Annotated in this window: 20 protein-coding genes; 19 read left to right on the forward strand and 1 reads right to left on the reverse strand. The window is 59.9% G+C overall.

Annotation, left to right across the window (positions count from 1 at the left end; all coding sequences use genetic code 11):
- Positions 1 to 3: 3 nt before the first annotated feature.
- The 18 genes from rplF to DW943_RS01590 all read left to right on the forward strand — a co-directional run bounded on the left by rplF (position 4) and on the right by DW943_RS01590 (position 11,043).
- Complete coding sequence (gene rplF, locus DW943_RS01505) at positions 4 to 540, forward strand: 50S ribosomal protein L6 (RefSeq protein WP_117564182.1); 537 nt, start codon at positions 4 to 6, stop codon at positions 538 to 540.
- A 75-nt stretch (positions 541 to 615) separates the two neighbouring features.
- Positions 616 to 984, forward strand: a complete 369-nt coding sequence (gene rplR / locus DW943_RS01510; protein WP_006235264.1) for a 50S ribosomal protein L18 — start codon at positions 616 to 618, stop codon at positions 982 to 984.
- A gap of 14 nt (positions 985 to 998) precedes the next feature.
- Positions 999 to 1,523 carry a 30S ribosomal protein S5 gene (gene rpsE / locus DW943_RS01515; RefSeq protein ID WP_055252236.1) on the forward strand — a complete coding sequence of 175 codons (525 nt, stop codon included), beginning with the start codon at positions 999 to 1,001 and terminating at the stop codon, positions 1,521 to 1,523.
- A gap of 2 nt (positions 1,524 to 1,525) precedes the next feature.
- Positions 1,526 to 1,708 carry a 50S ribosomal protein L30 gene (gene rpmD / locus DW943_RS01520; RefSeq protein WP_006235266.1) on the forward strand — a complete coding sequence of 61 codons (183 nt, stop codon included), beginning with the start codon at positions 1,526 to 1,528 and terminating at the stop codon, positions 1,706 to 1,708.
- A gap of 3 nt (positions 1,709 to 1,711) precedes the next feature.
- Positions 1,712 to 2,161, forward strand: coding sequence for a 50S ribosomal protein L15 (gene rplO / locus DW943_RS01525; RefSeq protein WP_006235267.1), 450 nt, complete (start codon positions 1,712 to 1,714; stop codon positions 2,159 to 2,161).
- Complete coding sequence (gene secY, locus DW943_RS01530; RefSeq protein ID WP_117861985.1) at positions 2,155 to 3,441, forward strand: preprotein translocase subunit SecY; 1,287 nt, start codon at positions 2,155 to 2,157, stop codon at positions 3,439 to 3,441. The genes rplO and secY overlap by 7 nt, the downstream gene beginning before the upstream one ends.
- An 18-nt stretch (positions 3,442 to 3,459) precedes the next feature.
- The gene (locus DW943_RS01535) at positions 3,460 to 4,086 is read left to right on the forward strand and encodes an adenylate kinase (protein ID WP_055252238.1); all 627 of its coding nucleotides are present in this window, start codon (positions 3,460 to 3,462) and stop codon (positions 4,084 to 4,086) included.
- Positions 4,083 to 4,871: a type I methionyl aminopeptidase gene (gene map, locus DW943_RS01540; protein WP_117564184.1), complete on the forward strand. Its 789-nt coding sequence runs from the start codon at positions 4,083 to 4,085 to the stop codon at positions 4,869 to 4,871. Before DW943_RS01535 ends, map begins: the two co-directional genes overlap by 4 nt.
- Positions 4,872 to 4,975: 104 nt before the next feature.
- Positions 4,976 to 5,194, forward strand: coding sequence for a translation initiation factor IF-1 (gene infA / locus DW943_RS01545; protein ID WP_035137443.1), 219 nt, complete (start codon positions 4,976 to 4,978; stop codon positions 5,192 to 5,194).
- Between the two features lie 150 nt (positions 5,195 to 5,344).
- A complete protein-coding gene (gene rpmJ / locus DW943_RS01550; RefSeq protein ID WP_006363204.1) occupies positions 5,345 to 5,458 on the forward strand; it encodes a 50S ribosomal protein L36 in 114 nt (37 codons plus the stop codon).
- Between the two features lie 14 nt (positions 5,459 to 5,472).
- Positions 5,473 to 5,847: a 30S ribosomal protein S13 gene (gene rpsM, locus DW943_RS01555; RefSeq protein ID WP_022094275.1), complete on the forward strand. Its 375-nt coding sequence runs from the start codon at positions 5,473 to 5,475 to the stop codon at positions 5,845 to 5,847.
- A 14-nt stretch (positions 5,848 to 5,861) separates the two neighbouring features.
- Positions 5,862 to 6,266, forward strand: coding sequence for a 30S ribosomal protein S11 (gene rpsK, locus DW943_RS01560; RefSeq protein ID WP_006235274.1), 405 nt, complete (start codon positions 5,862 to 5,864; stop codon positions 6,264 to 6,266).
- Positions 6,267 to 6,285: 19 nt separating this feature from the next.
- Positions 6,286 to 6,882, forward strand: a complete 597-nt coding sequence (rpsD, locus tag DW943_RS01565) for a 30S ribosomal protein S4 (RefSeq protein ID WP_006235275.1) — start codon at positions 6,286 to 6,288, stop codon at positions 6,880 to 6,882.
- A 32-nt stretch (positions 6,883 to 6,914) separates the two neighbouring features.
- Positions 6,915 to 7,856: a DNA-directed RNA polymerase subunit alpha gene (locus DW943_RS01570; RefSeq protein WP_117861986.1), complete on the forward strand. Its 942-nt coding sequence runs from the start codon at positions 6,915 to 6,917 to the stop codon at positions 7,854 to 7,856.
- A gap of 30 nt (positions 7,857 to 7,886) precedes the next feature.
- Complete coding sequence (rplQ, locus tag DW943_RS01575; protein WP_006235277.1) at positions 7,887 to 8,354, forward strand: 50S ribosomal protein L17; 468 nt, start codon at positions 7,887 to 7,889, stop codon at positions 8,352 to 8,354.
- Positions 8,355 to 8,446: 92 nt separating this feature from the next.
- On the forward strand, positions 8,447 to 9,271 hold the full coding sequence (truA, locus tag DW943_RS01580) for a tRNA pseudouridine(38-40) synthase TruA (RefSeq protein ID WP_117861987.1): 825 nt from the start codon (positions 8,447 to 8,449) through the stop codon (positions 9,269 to 9,271).
- 203 nt (positions 9,272 to 9,474) lie between these two features.
- A complete protein-coding gene (locus DW943_RS01585) occupies positions 9,475 to 10,473 on the forward strand; it encodes a glycosyltransferase (protein WP_158566047.1) in 999 nt (332 codons plus the stop codon).
- A gap of 132 nt (positions 10,474 to 10,605) precedes the next feature.
- Positions 10,606 to 11,043 (forward strand): arginine repressor, encoded by a 438-nt coding sequence (locus tag DW943_RS01590; protein ID WP_117861989.1) that lies wholly within the window; start codon positions 10,606 to 10,608, stop codon positions 11,041 to 11,043.
- A gap of 184 nt (positions 11,044 to 11,227) precedes the next feature.
- Here DW943_RS01590 and DW943_RS01595 read toward each other — a convergent pair whose 3' ends face one another.
- A complete protein-coding gene (locus tag DW943_RS01595) occupies positions 11,228 to 13,432 on the reverse strand; it encodes a transglycosylase domain-containing protein (protein WP_117861990.1) in 2,205 nt (734 codons plus the stop codon).
- Between the two features lie 162 nt (positions 13,433 to 13,594).
- Here DW943_RS01595 and DW943_RS01600 point away from each other — a divergent pair, with 162 nt between their 5' ends.
- Entirely contained in the window at positions 13,595 to 15,553 is a 1,959-nt protein-coding gene (locus DW943_RS01600) for a U32 family peptidase (protein WP_158566049.1), read from the forward strand.
- The last annotated feature ends 30 nt before the right edge of the window (positions 15,554 to 15,583 follow it).

Genomic DNA, 15,583 nt, shown 5'->3' on the forward strand with positions numbered 1-15,583 from the left:
ACCGTGTCTCGTATCGGTAATAAGCCTGTCCAGATTCCCGCCGGAGTCGAAGTGGCAGTCAACGGCAACAACGTTGTCGTCAAGGGCCCCAAGGGCCAGCTCGAGCTCGATGTCTTTGAGAAGCTCGCTATCAACATCGAGGACAACGTCCTCACCGTTTCCCGTCCCGACGACGAGCGTGAGACCCGTGCCCGCCACGGCCTCACCCGTGCCCTCATCCACAACATGGTTGTTGGCGTTTCCGAGGGCTTCGAGAAGAAGCTCGAGCTCGCCGGCGTCGGTTACCGCGTGCAGCAGAAGGGCAAGAACCTCGAGTTCTCCCTGGGCTTCTCGCACCCCGTGATCGTCGAGGCTCCCGAGGGCATCACCTTCGAGGTTCCCGACAACACCCACGTGAACGTCAAGGGTATCAACAAGCAGCAGGTCGGTCAGATCGCCGCTGAGATCCGCGGCCATCGTCCTCCCGAGCCTTACAAGGGCAAGGGTATCCACTACGTTGGCGAGCACATCCGCCGCAAGCTGGGTAAGGCCGCCAAGTAGTCGTAACCGACTCACTCGCATAAGACCAGCACCCCGTCAGGTGCTGGCAAGATCAACCTTTTTAGGAGTTTACGTATGAACAAGCATAAGGCGAAGCTGGAAGGCCTCAAGCGTCGTCAGCGTCGTGTTCGCGGCAAGGTCTCGGGTACCTCCGAGCGTCCGCGTCTTCGCGTGACCCGTACTAACGCCAACATCTATGCCCAGATCATCGACGACAGCAAGGGCTCCAGCCTGACGCTCGTCTCTGCCTCGACCCTCGAGGCCGAGTTCAAGGGCACCCACACCTCGAACAAGGAGGCTGCGGAGAAGGTCGGTCAGCTCGTTGGCAAGCGTGCCATCGAGGCCGGCATCACCAAGGTCGCCTTCGATCGCGGTGGCCGTATCTACCATGGCCGCGTCAAGGCCCTCGCCGACGGTGCTCGTGCCGCCGGTCTCGAGTTCTAGGAGGTATGTAGCACATGGCTCGTAATCAGAAGCAGCAGCGCGAGGCCTCCGAGTTCGAGGAGCGCGTCGTTTACATCAACCGCGTGTCGAAGACCGTCAAGGGTGGTCGTCGCATGAGCCTCGTCGCTCTCGTCGTCGTTGGCGACGGCAAGGGCAACGTCGGCGTTGGCATGGGCAAGTCCGCTGAGGTGCCCCTGGCCATCTCCAAGGCGTCTCTCGATGCCAAGAAGAACATGTTCCACGTGCCGGTGACCGAGCAGGGCACCATCCCGCACGAGGTTCTCGGCCACTTTGGTGCCGGCCGCATCATCATCAAGCCCGCTGTCGAGGGTACCGGCGTTATCGCCGGCGGCGCTGTGCGTCCCCTCTTCGAGCTTGCTGGCATCAAGAACGTCCTGTCCAAGTCCCTCGGTACCGACAACGGCCTCAACATCATCAAGGCTGCCGTCGAGGGCCTCAAGGAGCTCTCCAGCCCTGAGGACGTCGCGGCTCGCCGTGGCCTGACGGTCTCCGAGATGTTCGTCGGTAAGGAGAACTAAGCATGGCTGACACCATCAAGATCAAGCAGGTCCGCAGCACCAACGGTTGCAAGCAGGACCAGGTCCGTACTGTCCGTGCCCTCGGTCTCCACAGGATCCGCGAGGTTCGCGAGATTGCTGACAACGAGTCCGTCCGCGGCATGATCTTCAAGGTCAAGCACCTTGTCGAGATTGTAGAGGAGTAGCAAATGCAGCTTCACGATCTTACTCCCGCGCCCGGTTCCACCAAGAACCGCAAGCGCGTCGGCCGTGGCAATTCTTCGGGTCACGGCACCACTTCTGGCCGCGGCCAGAAGGGCCAGGGTTCCCGCTCTGGTGGCACCAAGGGTGCCGGCTTCGAGGGTGGCCAGACTCCGCTGGCTATGCGCCTGCCCAAGCTTCCGGGCTTCCGCAACCCCCGTCGTATCGAGTACACCGCTGTTAACGTTGAGCGTCTCGAGCGTAAGTTCGAGGACGGCGCTGTAATCGACGGTGCCGCTCTTAAGGCCGCTCGCATCACCAAGAGCGAGTTCGAGCCCGTCAAGGTGCTCGGCAATGGTGAGCTCACCAAGAAGTTCACGGTCAAGGTCGACAAGGTCAGCGCTTCTGCGCAGGCCAAGATCGAGGCCGCTGGCGGAAAGGTCGAGCTGCCGTGCTAAATGGTCTTAAGAATGCTTTCCGCATCAAAGAATTGCGCGAAAAGATTCTTTTTACCATAGCTATGCTCGTCGTGTACCGCATTGGTGCGCACGTTCCTGTGCCCGGCATTCCCTTCCAGGGGATGCTGGGCCTTTTCTCGACCGATAACAATTCGGTCGCCGCAGGTGCTATGGCCCTCCTGAATCTTTTCTCTGGCGGCGCGTTGAGCTATGTGTCGGTGTTTTCGCTGGGCATCATGCCTTACATCACCAGCTCGATCATCCTCCAGATGCTCCAGGCCGTCGTGCCTTCCCTGCATGAGCTTGCCCGCGAGGGCGAGGTCGGTCAGACCAAGATTACGCAGTATTCGCGTTACCTCACCCTGGCTCTGGCAATCCTCAACTCCGTGGGTTACCTCTTCCTCTTTAAGAGCTTCGGCATCAGCTTCAATGGCGCCGGCGCTCCCGAGATCATCTTCGACCTCATGATCGTCGGTACGCTCACCGCAGGCGCTATGCTGATCATGTGGATTGGTGAGCTCATCACCCAGCGCGGTATTGGCAATGGCATGTCGCTGATCATCTTTGCGAACATCATGGCCGGCCTTCCGCAGGCTATCTTCTCCAGCACCGAGGGTAATGCCGGTGGCATCATCACCATGGTGATCATCTGCGCCATCATCCTGCTGGTTATCCCGCTGATTGTTTTCCTTGAGCGCGGCCAGCGCCGCATCCCGGTCTCCTATGCCAAGCGCGTCGTGGGCCGTCGCATGATGGGTTGCCAGACCACCTACCTGCCCATCAAGGTCAACACCGCGGGCGTCGTGCCGATCATCTTTGCCTCGGCGCTGCTGTACTTCCCGGCTCAGATTGCCGTGTTCTTCCCCGGCATCGGCTGGATTCAGGCAGTTGCCTCTGCGCTTTCGACCGGTTGGCTCAACTGGGTGCTTAACGTTGTCCTCATCGTGTTCTTCGCGTACTTCTACACCTCCATGGTGTTCAACCCCGATGACACGGCCGACAACCTTAAGAAGCAGGGTGGCTTTATTCCGGGCGTCCGTCCGGGTAGGGCTACCGCGGCCTACATCAAGAACGCGCTCAACAAGATCACGCTTCCCAGCGCTGTCTTTTTGGCGCTCATCGCCATCGTGCCTTCGATCATCTTCTCCTTCACGGGTAACCATCTGATCCAGGCATTTGGCGGCACGTCCATCCTCATCATGGTCGGCGTCGTGCTCGACACGGTCGATAAGCTCGAAGGCCAGATCAAGATGTATGATTACGATGGATTCTTTAAATAGGCTAGAGGAGGATTGCTCATGAACCTCGTATTGCTCGGAGCTCCGGGTGCCGGTAAGGGCACCGTCGCGCAGGAGCTCGTCGCCGAGTTTGGCGTCGCTCACATTTCCACGGGCGACCTGCTGCGTGCTGCCGTCAAGGGTGGCACCGAGCTTGGTATTCAGGCTAAGAAGTACATGGACGCTGGCGAGCTCGTTCCCGACCAGCTCGTGATCGACCTTGTCAAGGAGCGCCTTGCTGCCGATGACGCCCAGCAGGGCTTCATCCTCGACGGCTTCCCGCGCAACACCGCCCAGGCTGTGACGCTCGATTCCGAGCTCTCCGCCATGGGTCGCGAGATCGACTGCGCCCTTCTGGTCGACGTGGCCCCCGAGGTCATCATCGATCGTCTGTCTTCGCGTCGCACCTGCCGCGCTTGCGGTTACACCGGCACCGCTGCCGATGCTACCTGCCCCAAGTGCGCCGGCGAGATGTATCAGCGCGACGACGACAAGCCCGAGACCATCAAGAACCGTCTCGACGTCTACGAGAAGTCCACGAGCCCGCTCGTCGACTACTATCGTGGCCAGGGTCTGCTCAAGTCGGTCAACGGTGACCAGGCTCGCGAGACCGTGTACGGGGATGTCAAAGAGGCTCTCGGTCTATGATCAAGATTAAGTCTGCAACGCAAATCGAGCAGATGAAGAAGGCAGGAGCGCTATCTAAGATGGCGCTCCGCCACGTTGGAGCCATGGTGCGCCCTGGTGTTTCGACCTTTGAGCTCGATCAGCTCGCGGAGCAGATTATCCGTATGCATGGCGGCACCCCGGCCTTTAAGGGTTACGGCGGGTTCCCCGGTACCATTTGCGCATCGATTAACGATGCCGTGGTCCACGGTATTCCCAACCCCGACATGATCCTGCGCGATGGCGATATCATCTCCATCGATACGGGAGCCGTTGTCGACGGTTGGGTTGGCGATAACGCTTGGACGTTTTTTGTCGGCACACCCACGCCCGAGGCCAAGGCCCTGTGCGAGGTCACGCGCGATTGCCTTAAGGCTGCCATCGAGCAGGCTGTTCCCGGTAACCATATCGGGGATGTTGGTTACGCCGTTCAGTCCCTCGCCGAGTCTCACGGTTACGGCGTGCTTCGTGACTATGTGGGCCATGGCATTGGCCGCGTGATGCACGAGGACCCCAACGTTCCTAACTATGGAAAGAAGGGGAGGGGCGTTCGCCTCCAGGCCGGCATGGTCATTGCCATCGAGCCGATGGTTACGATGGGTTCCAACCATGTGAGCACGGGCTCCGACGGTTGGATTGTTACGACCAACGACCACCTGCCCGCCGCGCACTACGAGAACACCGTCGCCATTACCAATGACGGTCCGGTGATTATCACCACGGATGCCCAAGGTGCTTGGTGTTCGCTCCAAGGCGGAGAAATGTAACAAGTTCCACTTAGTTGTGGAGCCATTACGAAGTTATTACGATGCGTGCATACGTGTTGTAGAATACTCAATCGCTGTCGTTTTCTAGAGAAAGATGATTGCTTGTGAAGAAGGAAGACGCAATTGAGCTCGAGGGTACGGTAAAGGAACCGCTGCCCAATGCCATGTTTAAGGTCGAGCTCGAGAACGGTCATTCGGTTCTGTGCAACATTTCTGGCAAGATCCGAATGAATTACATCCGTATTCTCCCCGGTGACAGGGTTGTCGTGGAGCTTTCCCCGTACGACCTGACCCGCGGCCGCATCACCTATCGCTACAAATAGCGGCACGCATACGCGCACTCCATTTCCGACTGCAGGCTTAGCTCAACCTACGGTCGGATTGTGTGTGAAGACCAGCCATAGTTTTAAACGCCTGCGGCTGGGCGAGTAGATAGTAGGGAAGTAGTTTGAGCGCTACCGAAAGGAAGAACGATGAAGGTACGTCCTTCGGTCAAGAAGATGTGCGATAAGTGCAAAATCATTAGGCGCCATGGCAAGGTCCTCGTCATTTGCGAGAACCCCCGTCATAAGCAGCGTCAGGGTTAAGAGAGGAGACTACGTTGGCCCGTATTAATGGTGTCGACCTCCCGCGTGAGAAGCGCGTTGAGATCGGTCTGACCTACATTTACGGCATCGGCCGCACCACTGCGACGAAGATCTGCGTCGAGTGCAACGTTAACGTGGATACGCGTGTTAAGGACCTCACCGAGGATGAGGTTAACGCCATCCGTGATTATATCGATAAGAACCAGATCATGGTTGAGGGCGACCTCCGCCGTGAGCGCAATCAGAACGTCAAGCGCCTTATGGACATCGGCTGCAACCGCGGCCTTCGTCACCGCAAGGGCCTCCCGGTCCGCGGCCAGCGCACCCACACTAACGCTCGTACCCGCAAGGGCCCGAAGCGTCAGATCGGTGCTAAGAAGAAGAAATAAGGAGCGCTAGATAGATGGCTACTGCTAAGAAGAACGTTCGCGCTGCCCGTCTGAAGCGCGCGGACCGTAAGAACATTTCCGTGGGCCAGGCTCACATCCGTTCTACGTTCAACAACACGATCGTTTCGATCACCGATCCCCAGGGCAACGTCATTTCCTGGAAGTCGGCTGGCCAGGTGGGCTTCAAGGGCTCCCGTAAGTCCACGCCGTTCGCTGCCCAGATGGCTGCCGAGGCTGCTGCCAAGCAGGCCATGGAGCACGGTATGAAGAAGGTTTCTGTCTTCGTCAAGGGCCCCGGCTCCGGTCGTGAGACCGCCATCCGCTCCCTCCAGGCTGCTGGCCTCGAGGTCTCGAGCATCCAGGACAAGACCCCCATCCCGCACAACGGCTGCCGCCCCAAGAAGCGTCGCCGCGTGTAACTGAAAGGATCGTATCAATATGGCAATCGACAGGACTCCTGTTCTTAAGCGCTGCCGTCAGCTCGGGATCGATCCCGCTGAGCTCGGTTACAGCAGCAAGAAGGAATCTATCCGTCAGCCCAAGCGCCGTCGCAAGGAATCTGAGTACGGCATGCAGCTGCGCGAGAAGCAGAAGGTCAAGTTCATCTATGGCGTTCTGGAGAAGCAGTTCCACGGCTACTTCAACAAGGCCCGCAAGATGAACGGCGTCACCGGTGAGAACCTCATGATCATCCTTGAGTCTCGCCTCGACAACGTCGTCTTCCGTCTTGGCTTCGCCCGCACCCGCAAAGAGGCTCGTCAGTCCGTCCGTCACGGTCACTTCACCGTGAACGGCAAGCGCGTGGACATCCCGTCCTACCGCGTCAAGGCCGGCGACGTCGTCGCTGTCGGCGAGAAGTTCCGTGACCTCCTCCCCATCAAGGAGGCCCTGATTTCCTCCGAGCGCTTTGAGGTCCCTGGCTGGCTCGAGGTCGATATCGAGAAGCTGTCTGGTAACGTGCTCGCTCTGCCGACGCGTGAGCAGATCAGCGGTGATATCAACGAGCAGCTCATCGTCGAGCTCTACTCTAAGTAGTCCATCCGGGCTGCTGAGGCTGGAGGTAATACATGTCAGAATTCATTAGGCCTCAGGTTCAGGTCGAAGAGATCAACGAGACGTCTGCTCGTGTCTCCGTCGAGCCGCTCGAGCGTGGTTACGGCGATACGCTGGGTAACTCCCTTCGTCGCGTTCTTCTGTCCTCGCTCGAGGGTGCCGCCGTCGAGGCTATTCAGATCGATGGTGCGCAGCACGAGTTCATGACCATCCCTAACATGGTCGAGGATGTCACCGACATCGTCCTGAATGTCAAGGGTCTTGTCTTCAGGGCTCTCGGCACGACCGACGAGGCGACCGCCACCATCTCGGTTGACGGCCCCTGCGAGGTCACCGGTGCGGACTTCTTTATTCCGTCCGAGTTTGAGCTGGTCAACCCCGAGCAGCACATCGCTACGCTCACCGAGGGTGGCCATCTCACCATGAGCATGCGCATCGGCTATGGCCGCGGCTATGTTTCTGGCGAGGCTAACAAGCGCGACAACGATCCCATCGGTGTGATCCACGTCGACTCGCTGTACTCGCCGGTTTCCCGTTGCGCCAAGCTCGTTGAGGCTTGCCGTGTCGGTCAGCACACCGACTACGACCGCCTTGTCCTCGAGATCGAGACCAACGGCTCCATCGCTCCGCGCGACGCCGTGGTCCAGGCTGCCAATATCATCAACCAGCATATGACTGCCTTTATGAACCTTGCCGAGACCCCCGAGGTCGAGGAGGAGGCTTCGATCTTCGCTCCCGAGGTCACCAACGACAACGCCGAGCTGGACAAGCAGATCGAGGATCTGGACCTTTCCGTCCGTTCCTACAACTGCCTTAAGCGCGCCAGCATTCACTCGGTCCGTCAGCTCGTTGAGTTCTCGGAGAACGATCTGCTTAACATCCGTAACTTCGGTGTTAAGTCGATCGAGGAAGTGAAGGACAAGCTTGAGTCCATGGGCCTGAGCCTGAAGGCTTAATGCTTCGCATATTTGAGGAGAAACTAGACCATGCGTCACAACGTTAAGAAGGGCCTGAAGCTCGGCACCGATGCGAGCCACACCAAGGCCATGAAGAAGAGCCTGGCCAAGGCCCTCTTCGAGAACGACCGCATCAAGACCACCGAGACCCGCGCTAAGGCGCTGCGTTCGGTCGTCGATCCGATCATCACCTGGGCCAAGAAGGGCGACCTGCACTCTCGTCGTCTGGCCATCGCCAAGCTCGGCGATAAGCAGCTCGTTGCCGAGATCTTCGACAAGGCTGCCCAGGGCATGTGGCAGGACCGCAACGGCGGTTACACCCGCATCATGAAGCTCGGCAACCGTAAGGGCGACAACGCTCCTATCGTTATCATGGAGCTCGTCACCGAGCCTTGCACGCCTAAGGCCAAGAAGGCTGCTCCGGCCCCCAAGAAGGCCGCTGCTCCCAAGAAGGTCGAGGCCGTCGAGGAGGCTCCTGCTGAGGAGACCGCTGAGTAGACAATCCGTCTGCATAGGCTATATTCGAGGGGTACGTTCGCGTACCCCTCTTTTTTTGTCGCGATACCGTTGATTGTTTGTTGGGAGCGCCCATGACCGCGCCGTCTGATTTCAATTCGATTCCTGAGCTCGATGCCACGCTTGTATTCCGTGTTGCCTATGATGGCTCGTCCTATAGCGGATTTGCCGAGCAGCCGGGCCAGACGACCGTTGCGGGCGAGTTACGCCGCGCTATCGAGACGCTGCTGCGCCGCCCGATCGATCTGACGTGTGCGGGTCGTACCGATGCCGGCGTGCATGCGGTGGCCCAGTACATTAGCGTGCCCGTAACGGACGCTGAGCTTGCTCTGACGCGCCGTAGGTGGCTGCGGGCTATGGATGCCCTGCTGCCCAAAGATATCGCCATCAACGAGGTCTACAAGGCTCGTAAAGGCTTTTCTGCACGTTTTGACGCGCGTTCCCGTACGTATACGTACCGTATTGCCGATCGAGATGCGCGCCCTGTGCTGTCCCGCGGTGCCGTGTGGTGGCATCGCTGTCCCTTGGATGTTGAGGCTATGTCTGCTGCCTGCCCCGCGCTGCTGGGCGAGCAGGACTTTAAAAGCTTTTGCAAGGTTGCCTCGGCCGTTGGCAAGCCCACGCATCGCTGCGTGATGCGTGCCGAGTTTGGCCATGAGGTTGCGTTTGGCGAGGACATCCTGACGTTCACCATCGAGGGCAATGCGTTTCTGCATTCGATGGTCCGCACGATTGTGGGCACGCTTGTCGAGATTGGCATGCATCGCCGTGAACCCGAGTGGATGCGCGAGGTCATCGATGCTTGCGATCGTACCGCTGCGGGCCCCACGGCTCCTGCCTGCGGCCTTACGTTTATGGGCGTGGATTACGATCCCGCCGAGCTTGTCGTGCTCGACTAGGGGAGGGCTCGACGTGTCGTGCGTCGGCACCTGTCATCTGTGGGCTGCGCGTGTGCAACATCTGTTCTTGGCGTGCAGCGCAACCGGTGTCTCATTGCTTTTATTGCCGGGGTGTACCATGAACGACAGTTAGATTCATTGCTGTCGAGAGGACGGATAACTTGGTTCGACGTGGCTCGCATCCGCGACTTTCGGTGATCCTTGTGGTAGAAGGTTCGCCCAGCTATGCGATGCGTGCGCTCGAGAGTATCCAGAACCAAGACCTCTATGATTTGCAGATTGTCGTTGTCTGCCGCGATGCTGCGCCTGGTGTGCGCCATTCGCTTCAAGTTGCTGCCGACAGGGACATCCATATTGATTTGATTGACGTCGAGGACGCGAAGCGCGGCACTTGTCTTCGTGCTGGTTTTGCTGCCTCGCGCGGCTCTCAAATCATCGCTATGAACGCCGATGAGTGGTTTGCTCCGCAGTCCCTTTCCAAGATGGTCGATACCGCGTGCGATACTGCGGCAGACATAGTGTTCCCCACGGTGTCGCTCGACCGCTATGATGCGCATCGCGAGCGTCATTCGCGCGTCTTGGATGCTGCCTCTATTGCCATAGAAGACGAGTCTTCTATGGTGACTGGGCTGCCCCAGTTGATTTTGGGCGGCCTAGTCGCTCAGACCTCTGGCGTGATGTATAGCCGTCCGCTGTTTGAGGCATGCCTGTCGCGCGGCAAGGCGTACCGTACGGTTGAGTTTATGGCTTATGCGCTCTCGCAGGCACGATTCGTGTCCGGCTGCGGCGACGCTTGTTTCCACGCGGCGGCACCTAAGCTTACAGATGCCTTTGATCCCACCATGTATGCCAGGATATCCGATGACACTCGAGCGCTCGACGAGCTTGCGGACTCACTCTCGGAAGCAGATAGCGGTGGTCGGCTCAAGCTGGCAAGCCAAAAGTTCTACTTTGCCGGACTGGTCGCCTGCATCGAGAATTTGTGTCTGAGCCCGCATGGGGTGTCGTCAATCGAGCGTTCCGCCCGCATGCGTGATATGCTCGAGGCGCCTCGAACCCGTCAGATGGTCGCCGCGCTCAAGGATAACCATCGGGGACTCGGTCTGTTGTTTGGGCCGATCGCCAGCGCCAAGCCCGCGCGCTGCGTGATGTGTACGCATCTGGCAGCTTTTCTTAACCGGACGGGCGCAAAAACCGCCTAAACGGCTCATTACGAAACAAACTTGCATAGAATTGTTTCGAAATGCGTTCTTATACACAAAAGCCTTCAAATAGCGTTAAACTATTCAATCACTGATTGATTGTCTCCGCCATCTTTTGGAGAGAGGGTTTGTATGGCTAAAAAACGCAGTGGGCGCCAGGATGCCATTAGAGATATTGTGCGCAATAAGGATGTCCGCACGCAGCGCGTGCTGGTCGATGAGCTCCGTGCTATGGGCTTTGATTGCACGCAGGCGACTGTCTCTCGCGATATTGCCGATATGGGGCTGCGTAAGCTCCCTGAGGGCATCTATGTTCTGGCAGAGGACCTGCACCTGCAGCGTATGGTTTCCGAGCTCGTAACGGGCGTTCTGCGTACTGATAATCTGGTTATGATCAAGGCTCAGCCTGGCACGGCTTCCGGCATCGCCGCCGCCGTTGATGCGGCAGAGTTACCCGATGTGCTTGGCTCGCTTGCCGGCAACGATACGATTTTGGTTATTGCCCAGACGGCCGAGGACGGCGAGCGTCTCGAGGCGCTGATCAATAAGTTGAGCAATTCTCGCAAGTAGGTGTGCGGGTCGTGCGCTCGGCATTGTGTGCGCTGACATAGTGGCTTGTAAGGGGCATCGACGTTGGTCGGTACCCCTTTTTGTTTGCCGGTATAAAGACCGCCCACCAGGTCGCTTCAAACTAAAAGGCCCCGAGCAGTTCAATAAGCTGCTCGGGGCCTTGTTGGCTTTAGTCGCGTACTTCTTAGCCGACCGTATCGTCAGGCGTGGGCGAGGGGTCGGGAGTGGGCGTAGGCGTAGGCGTAGGCGTAGGCGTGCCGCCATCGCCGCCGGTCGAACCACCAGTGGGGCCACCCGTCGAGCCACCGGTCGTACCGGTGCCGCCGGTGGTGTCGCCGCCCGTGGTCTCGGTGGTCGTGGTCGTCGTGGTAGTCGTTGTGGTGGTTTCCTCTTCCTCTTCGTCCTTGTCCTTGTCGTCGTTCTCCGACTTCTTGGTGTTGTTGGTGCCGTAGAACTTCCAGACGCTGTTGTTCTTGTAGGTGGGCGCCGTTCCGGTCGCAAACTCCTCGCGCTCGGTACCGGTCAGAACGGTGTTCATAAACCGCTTAAAGACAGGCAGGTTGGTGCTGTCGCCCAGCAGGTCCGTGCCGTACTTTTGGATGGGGATCTCGCCCGCGGAATAGCCGGTCCACAGGGCGCACGCCAGCTGCGGGGTATAGCCGCAGAACCACAGGTTGGTGGTGTTGTCGGTGGTGCCCGTCTTGCCGGCATAGGGCTGGTTGACACTCAGAGCGCCGGCAGCACCCGTACCGCTGCCCTTCATGACGCCGGACAGAACATCGGTGACCGCGGCGGCCTCGCCCTCGGTAAGCACCTGTGAGGGATTGTCGGTGTGCTGGTACAGCACCGAACCGGTACGAGAGTCAATCTCGGTGATGGCGATCGGCTGGCGATAGTAGCCGCCGTTGGCAAACGTCGCGTAGGCGGCGGCCATCTCGAGCGGCGAGATCGAGCCGGTGCCGAGCGTCATGACGGGAACGTCCTCGATGTTGTCCTTGGCGGGGTCGATGCCGAGCTTTTTGACGAGCGAGATGATCTTGCTGTTACCGACGGCTTCCGCCACCTGGATGTAGCCGGTGTTGGAGGAGTATGCCGTCGCCTGCTTAAGCGTGATGTTGCCATAGCTCTGGTTGGCGTAATTTTGGACCTCGGTCGTGGTGCCCTTGGCCTTGAGCGGCGAGTTGCAGTTGAGGGTGACGTTGGGGTTCATGCCGTTTTGGATGGCAGTTGCCAGCGTAAAGGCCTTAAAGGTGGAGCCGACGGGACGCTTGGCCGTGGCATGGTTTACGTGGTTCTCGTCGGCGTTGTAGTCGTAGCCGCCCACCATGCACTTGATGTAGCCGGTCTTGGGGTCGACGACGACCATGCCCATGTCCAGGCCGTCAAGCGAGAGCGTGTCGAGCTGCTCGCGGACGGCATTCTCTGCCACCTGCTGCATCGTGGGGTCGATGGTGGTCTTGACGGTCAGGCCGCCCTTAAAGAGCACGTCGGTCGAGAACTCCTGCTCCAGTAGCTGCTTGACGTAGGAGACAAAGTAGGGCTGCGAGTATACGTCGACGCCGCTGCCCGAGATTTCGGTCACGTTGAGGGTGATGGGCTCGCCCTGTGCGGCATCGTGCTCCTCCTGGGTGATGTGGCCCAGGCGCAGCATGTTGTCGAGAACCTTGTTGCGGCGAGACAGTGCCAGATCGGGGTTGACCGTGGGGTCGTACTGCGAAGGCGAGTTGGGAAGGCCGATGAGCAGCGCGGCCTCGCTGAGGGTGAGGTCGGCGGCGCTCTTGGACAGATAGGTCTCGGCTGCGGCCTCGATGCCGTAAGCGCCGTGGCCGTAATAGATGGTGTTGAGGTACATCATGAGGATCTCGTCTTTGGAGTACATGTCCTCCATCTTGATGGCGATGTAGGCCTCGCGCACCTTACGCTCAATGGTCGAGTCGAACTGCTCCTCCTGCAGGATGGTGTTGCGCACAAGCTGCTGGGTGATAGTCGAGGCGCCTTCGTGCCCGCCACCGAGGGTTGCCACCGCAGCACGCGCGATACCCCACAGGTCGATACCGCCGTGCTCGTAGAAGCGCTCGTCCTCGACGTCAACGGTGCCCTGCAGCACGTAGGGGGAGACCTCGTCCTTGGTGATAGACTTGCGGTTTTGCGTGTAGAAGCTCGCGATCTTGTTGCCGTTGCAGTCGACGATCTCGGTGGGCTCGCTCACCAGATACGCGTTGGCGTCGGTGTAGTCGGGCAGATCGGACAGCCAGCGGTTGACGTTGCCGACCATGCCGATGCCAAATGCCACGCCCGCAATCAGCAGAAAGCCCAAAAACGAGAGCAGGATTATGGGCAGAGCATGCGTCTTTGAACGGCTGCGTCCCTGTCGTTGGCGAGGACCCATATATTGACCTCCAGGTATGTCGTGCCGGACGGCGGATGTGCCGTCGGGGCAGGATGGACATAAGTTATTACACGATAAACCAAACGGGGCGCGCGAGGCCTCGTGTATGCTGGAAGACGGCATTTTTCAGAGTGAATGCATACCTTGGTAAGGAGTTTGTCGATGGCGATTCGGACGATGGGGCCGAGCGGACAATACGAGACTGGATTGGATGCTGCCGGTGCGGCGCTACCCGAGCTGCTGGCGCCGGCGGGCGGGCTCGACCAGATGCTTGCGGCCATCGCCGCGGGTGCCGATGCCATCTATGCGGGGTTGGGCGGCTTTAACGCCCGTGTGAGCGCCCATGGCTTTACGGATGATGAGTTTGCGCGCGGCTGCGCCGTGGCGCATGCCCATGGCGTGCGTGTGTACGTAACGCTCAACGTGTTCGTGTTTGACGATGAGTTGTCCGACGCGGTGGCGTTGGGAGCTCATGCACTGGAGCTGGGCGCCGATGCTCTGATTGTCGCCGATGCCGGGTTGGCCTGCGCGCTGCGCGTGGCGATTCCCGGGGTCGAGATTCACCTGTCCACGCAGGCGGGCGCTCATAGCGAGGGTGCCGTGCGGCTTGCCGCCGATGAGCTGGGGGTCGAGCGCGTGACGACGGCACGCGAGCTGACGGTCGACGAGATTGCGGCGCTATGTGCCACGGGCGCGCCCATCGAGGTATTCTGCCACGGTGCGATTTGCATCGGCTATTCGGGGGCGTGCGAGTTCTCGGCCCTGCGGCGTGGGCGCTCGGCGATGCGCGGCGACTGCACGCAGCCGTGCCGTCTGGCGTACGACCTAGTGGACGAGGCGGGGCAGAGTGTTGTTGCCGTCGAGGGAGACCGCCTGCTTTGTCCGCGTGACTATCTGGGTATCGCGCACCTGCCCGAGCTTGTTGCCGCCGGCGTGGCATCGCTCAAGATCGAGGGGCGCATGAAGAACCCCGATTACGTATTCAACGTGGTGCGGGTGTGGCGCCGGGCACTCGATATGCTGTGCGACGGCGCGTGGGACCCCGGTGCCGTGGAAGAGCTTGAGCGCGAGCTGGGAAGGTCGTTTAACCGTGGGTTTACCGATGCGTACCTGCGAGGGCGTTCGGGTGCCGAGCTGATGAGCTTTGAGCGCGCAATTAACCAGGGCGTGCGCGTGGGCCACTTGGTGGCGGTGGGTCACGAAGAGGTGACGGTTGAGCTTGATGCCGCCGTGGCGGCGGGCGATACGCTCGAAATCCGATTTTACCCGGGTGCCGACGCGCGTCCCGATGTGCCCAAGCGCTGGCCACAGGTGCCTTGCCCCGTGGATGCCGCAGCGGGGAAGCGCGTCGTCGTGCATTGCAAACGTAAGGTGGACGCGGGCTGCGAGGTCTATCTGATTCGCAGCGCCGGCGTGTTGGATCAGACGGCGGCGGTGTTGGAGCGCATGCGAGCCGAGGCGGATGCGATTGCGCCCGTTGCGCGTGCCGTTGAGGTGCTGCCCTTTGAGGACGTTGCGGTGGATAGCGGTGCGTCGCCGGAGTTGGTGGAGTGCGCGGTTCCCGCTCGCATGGTGTTTGCTTGGCGGCTGATGGATACCGACCCGCGCAGAGAACTCGATTTGTCCGACACCGTTGTGGTGCTTGACGAGGTGTGCCGCACGGGTGACGCTGACCGGACCCGCTCGCTGATGCAGTGTGCCGGGCGCGTCGTCTGCCGCAACCTGGGACAGGTGGTGATCGCTCGCGAGCTGGGCGTGACGTTTGACGTGGCGGCGCCGGTGTTCTGCGCGAATCGGGCCACGCTTACCTGGTTGCGCGGACTCGGTGCGGGGCGGGTGTACTTGCCGGCCGAGTTGCTCGGCAATGATGCGGAGCGTATTGCCGAACTGGCTGCTGAACCCGGCGTCTGGGGTCCGGTCGACGCCGATCGTCCCGAGCTTATGGTGTGCGAGCACTGCCTGCTGACCGCCGAGGGCGTCTGCGCTACCGATGCGACGGGACAGGTCCGTTGCCGCGACTGCTTGCGTCGTCGGCAGGTACGCTATCTGGTCGAGCGTGACGGTACACGTCTGCCGGTCGCCGTTGACGCGTGCGGCAGGACGAGGATTTTCCTGTCGTAGGTGCCGCGTCGCGTCAGTTTGTTATCATAT

The sequence above is a fragment of the Collinsella sp. AM44-11 genome (genome assembly GCF_003467145.1).
Classification (GTDB): domain Bacteria; phylum Actinomycetota; class Coriobacteriia; order Coriobacteriales; family Coriobacteriaceae; genus Collinsella.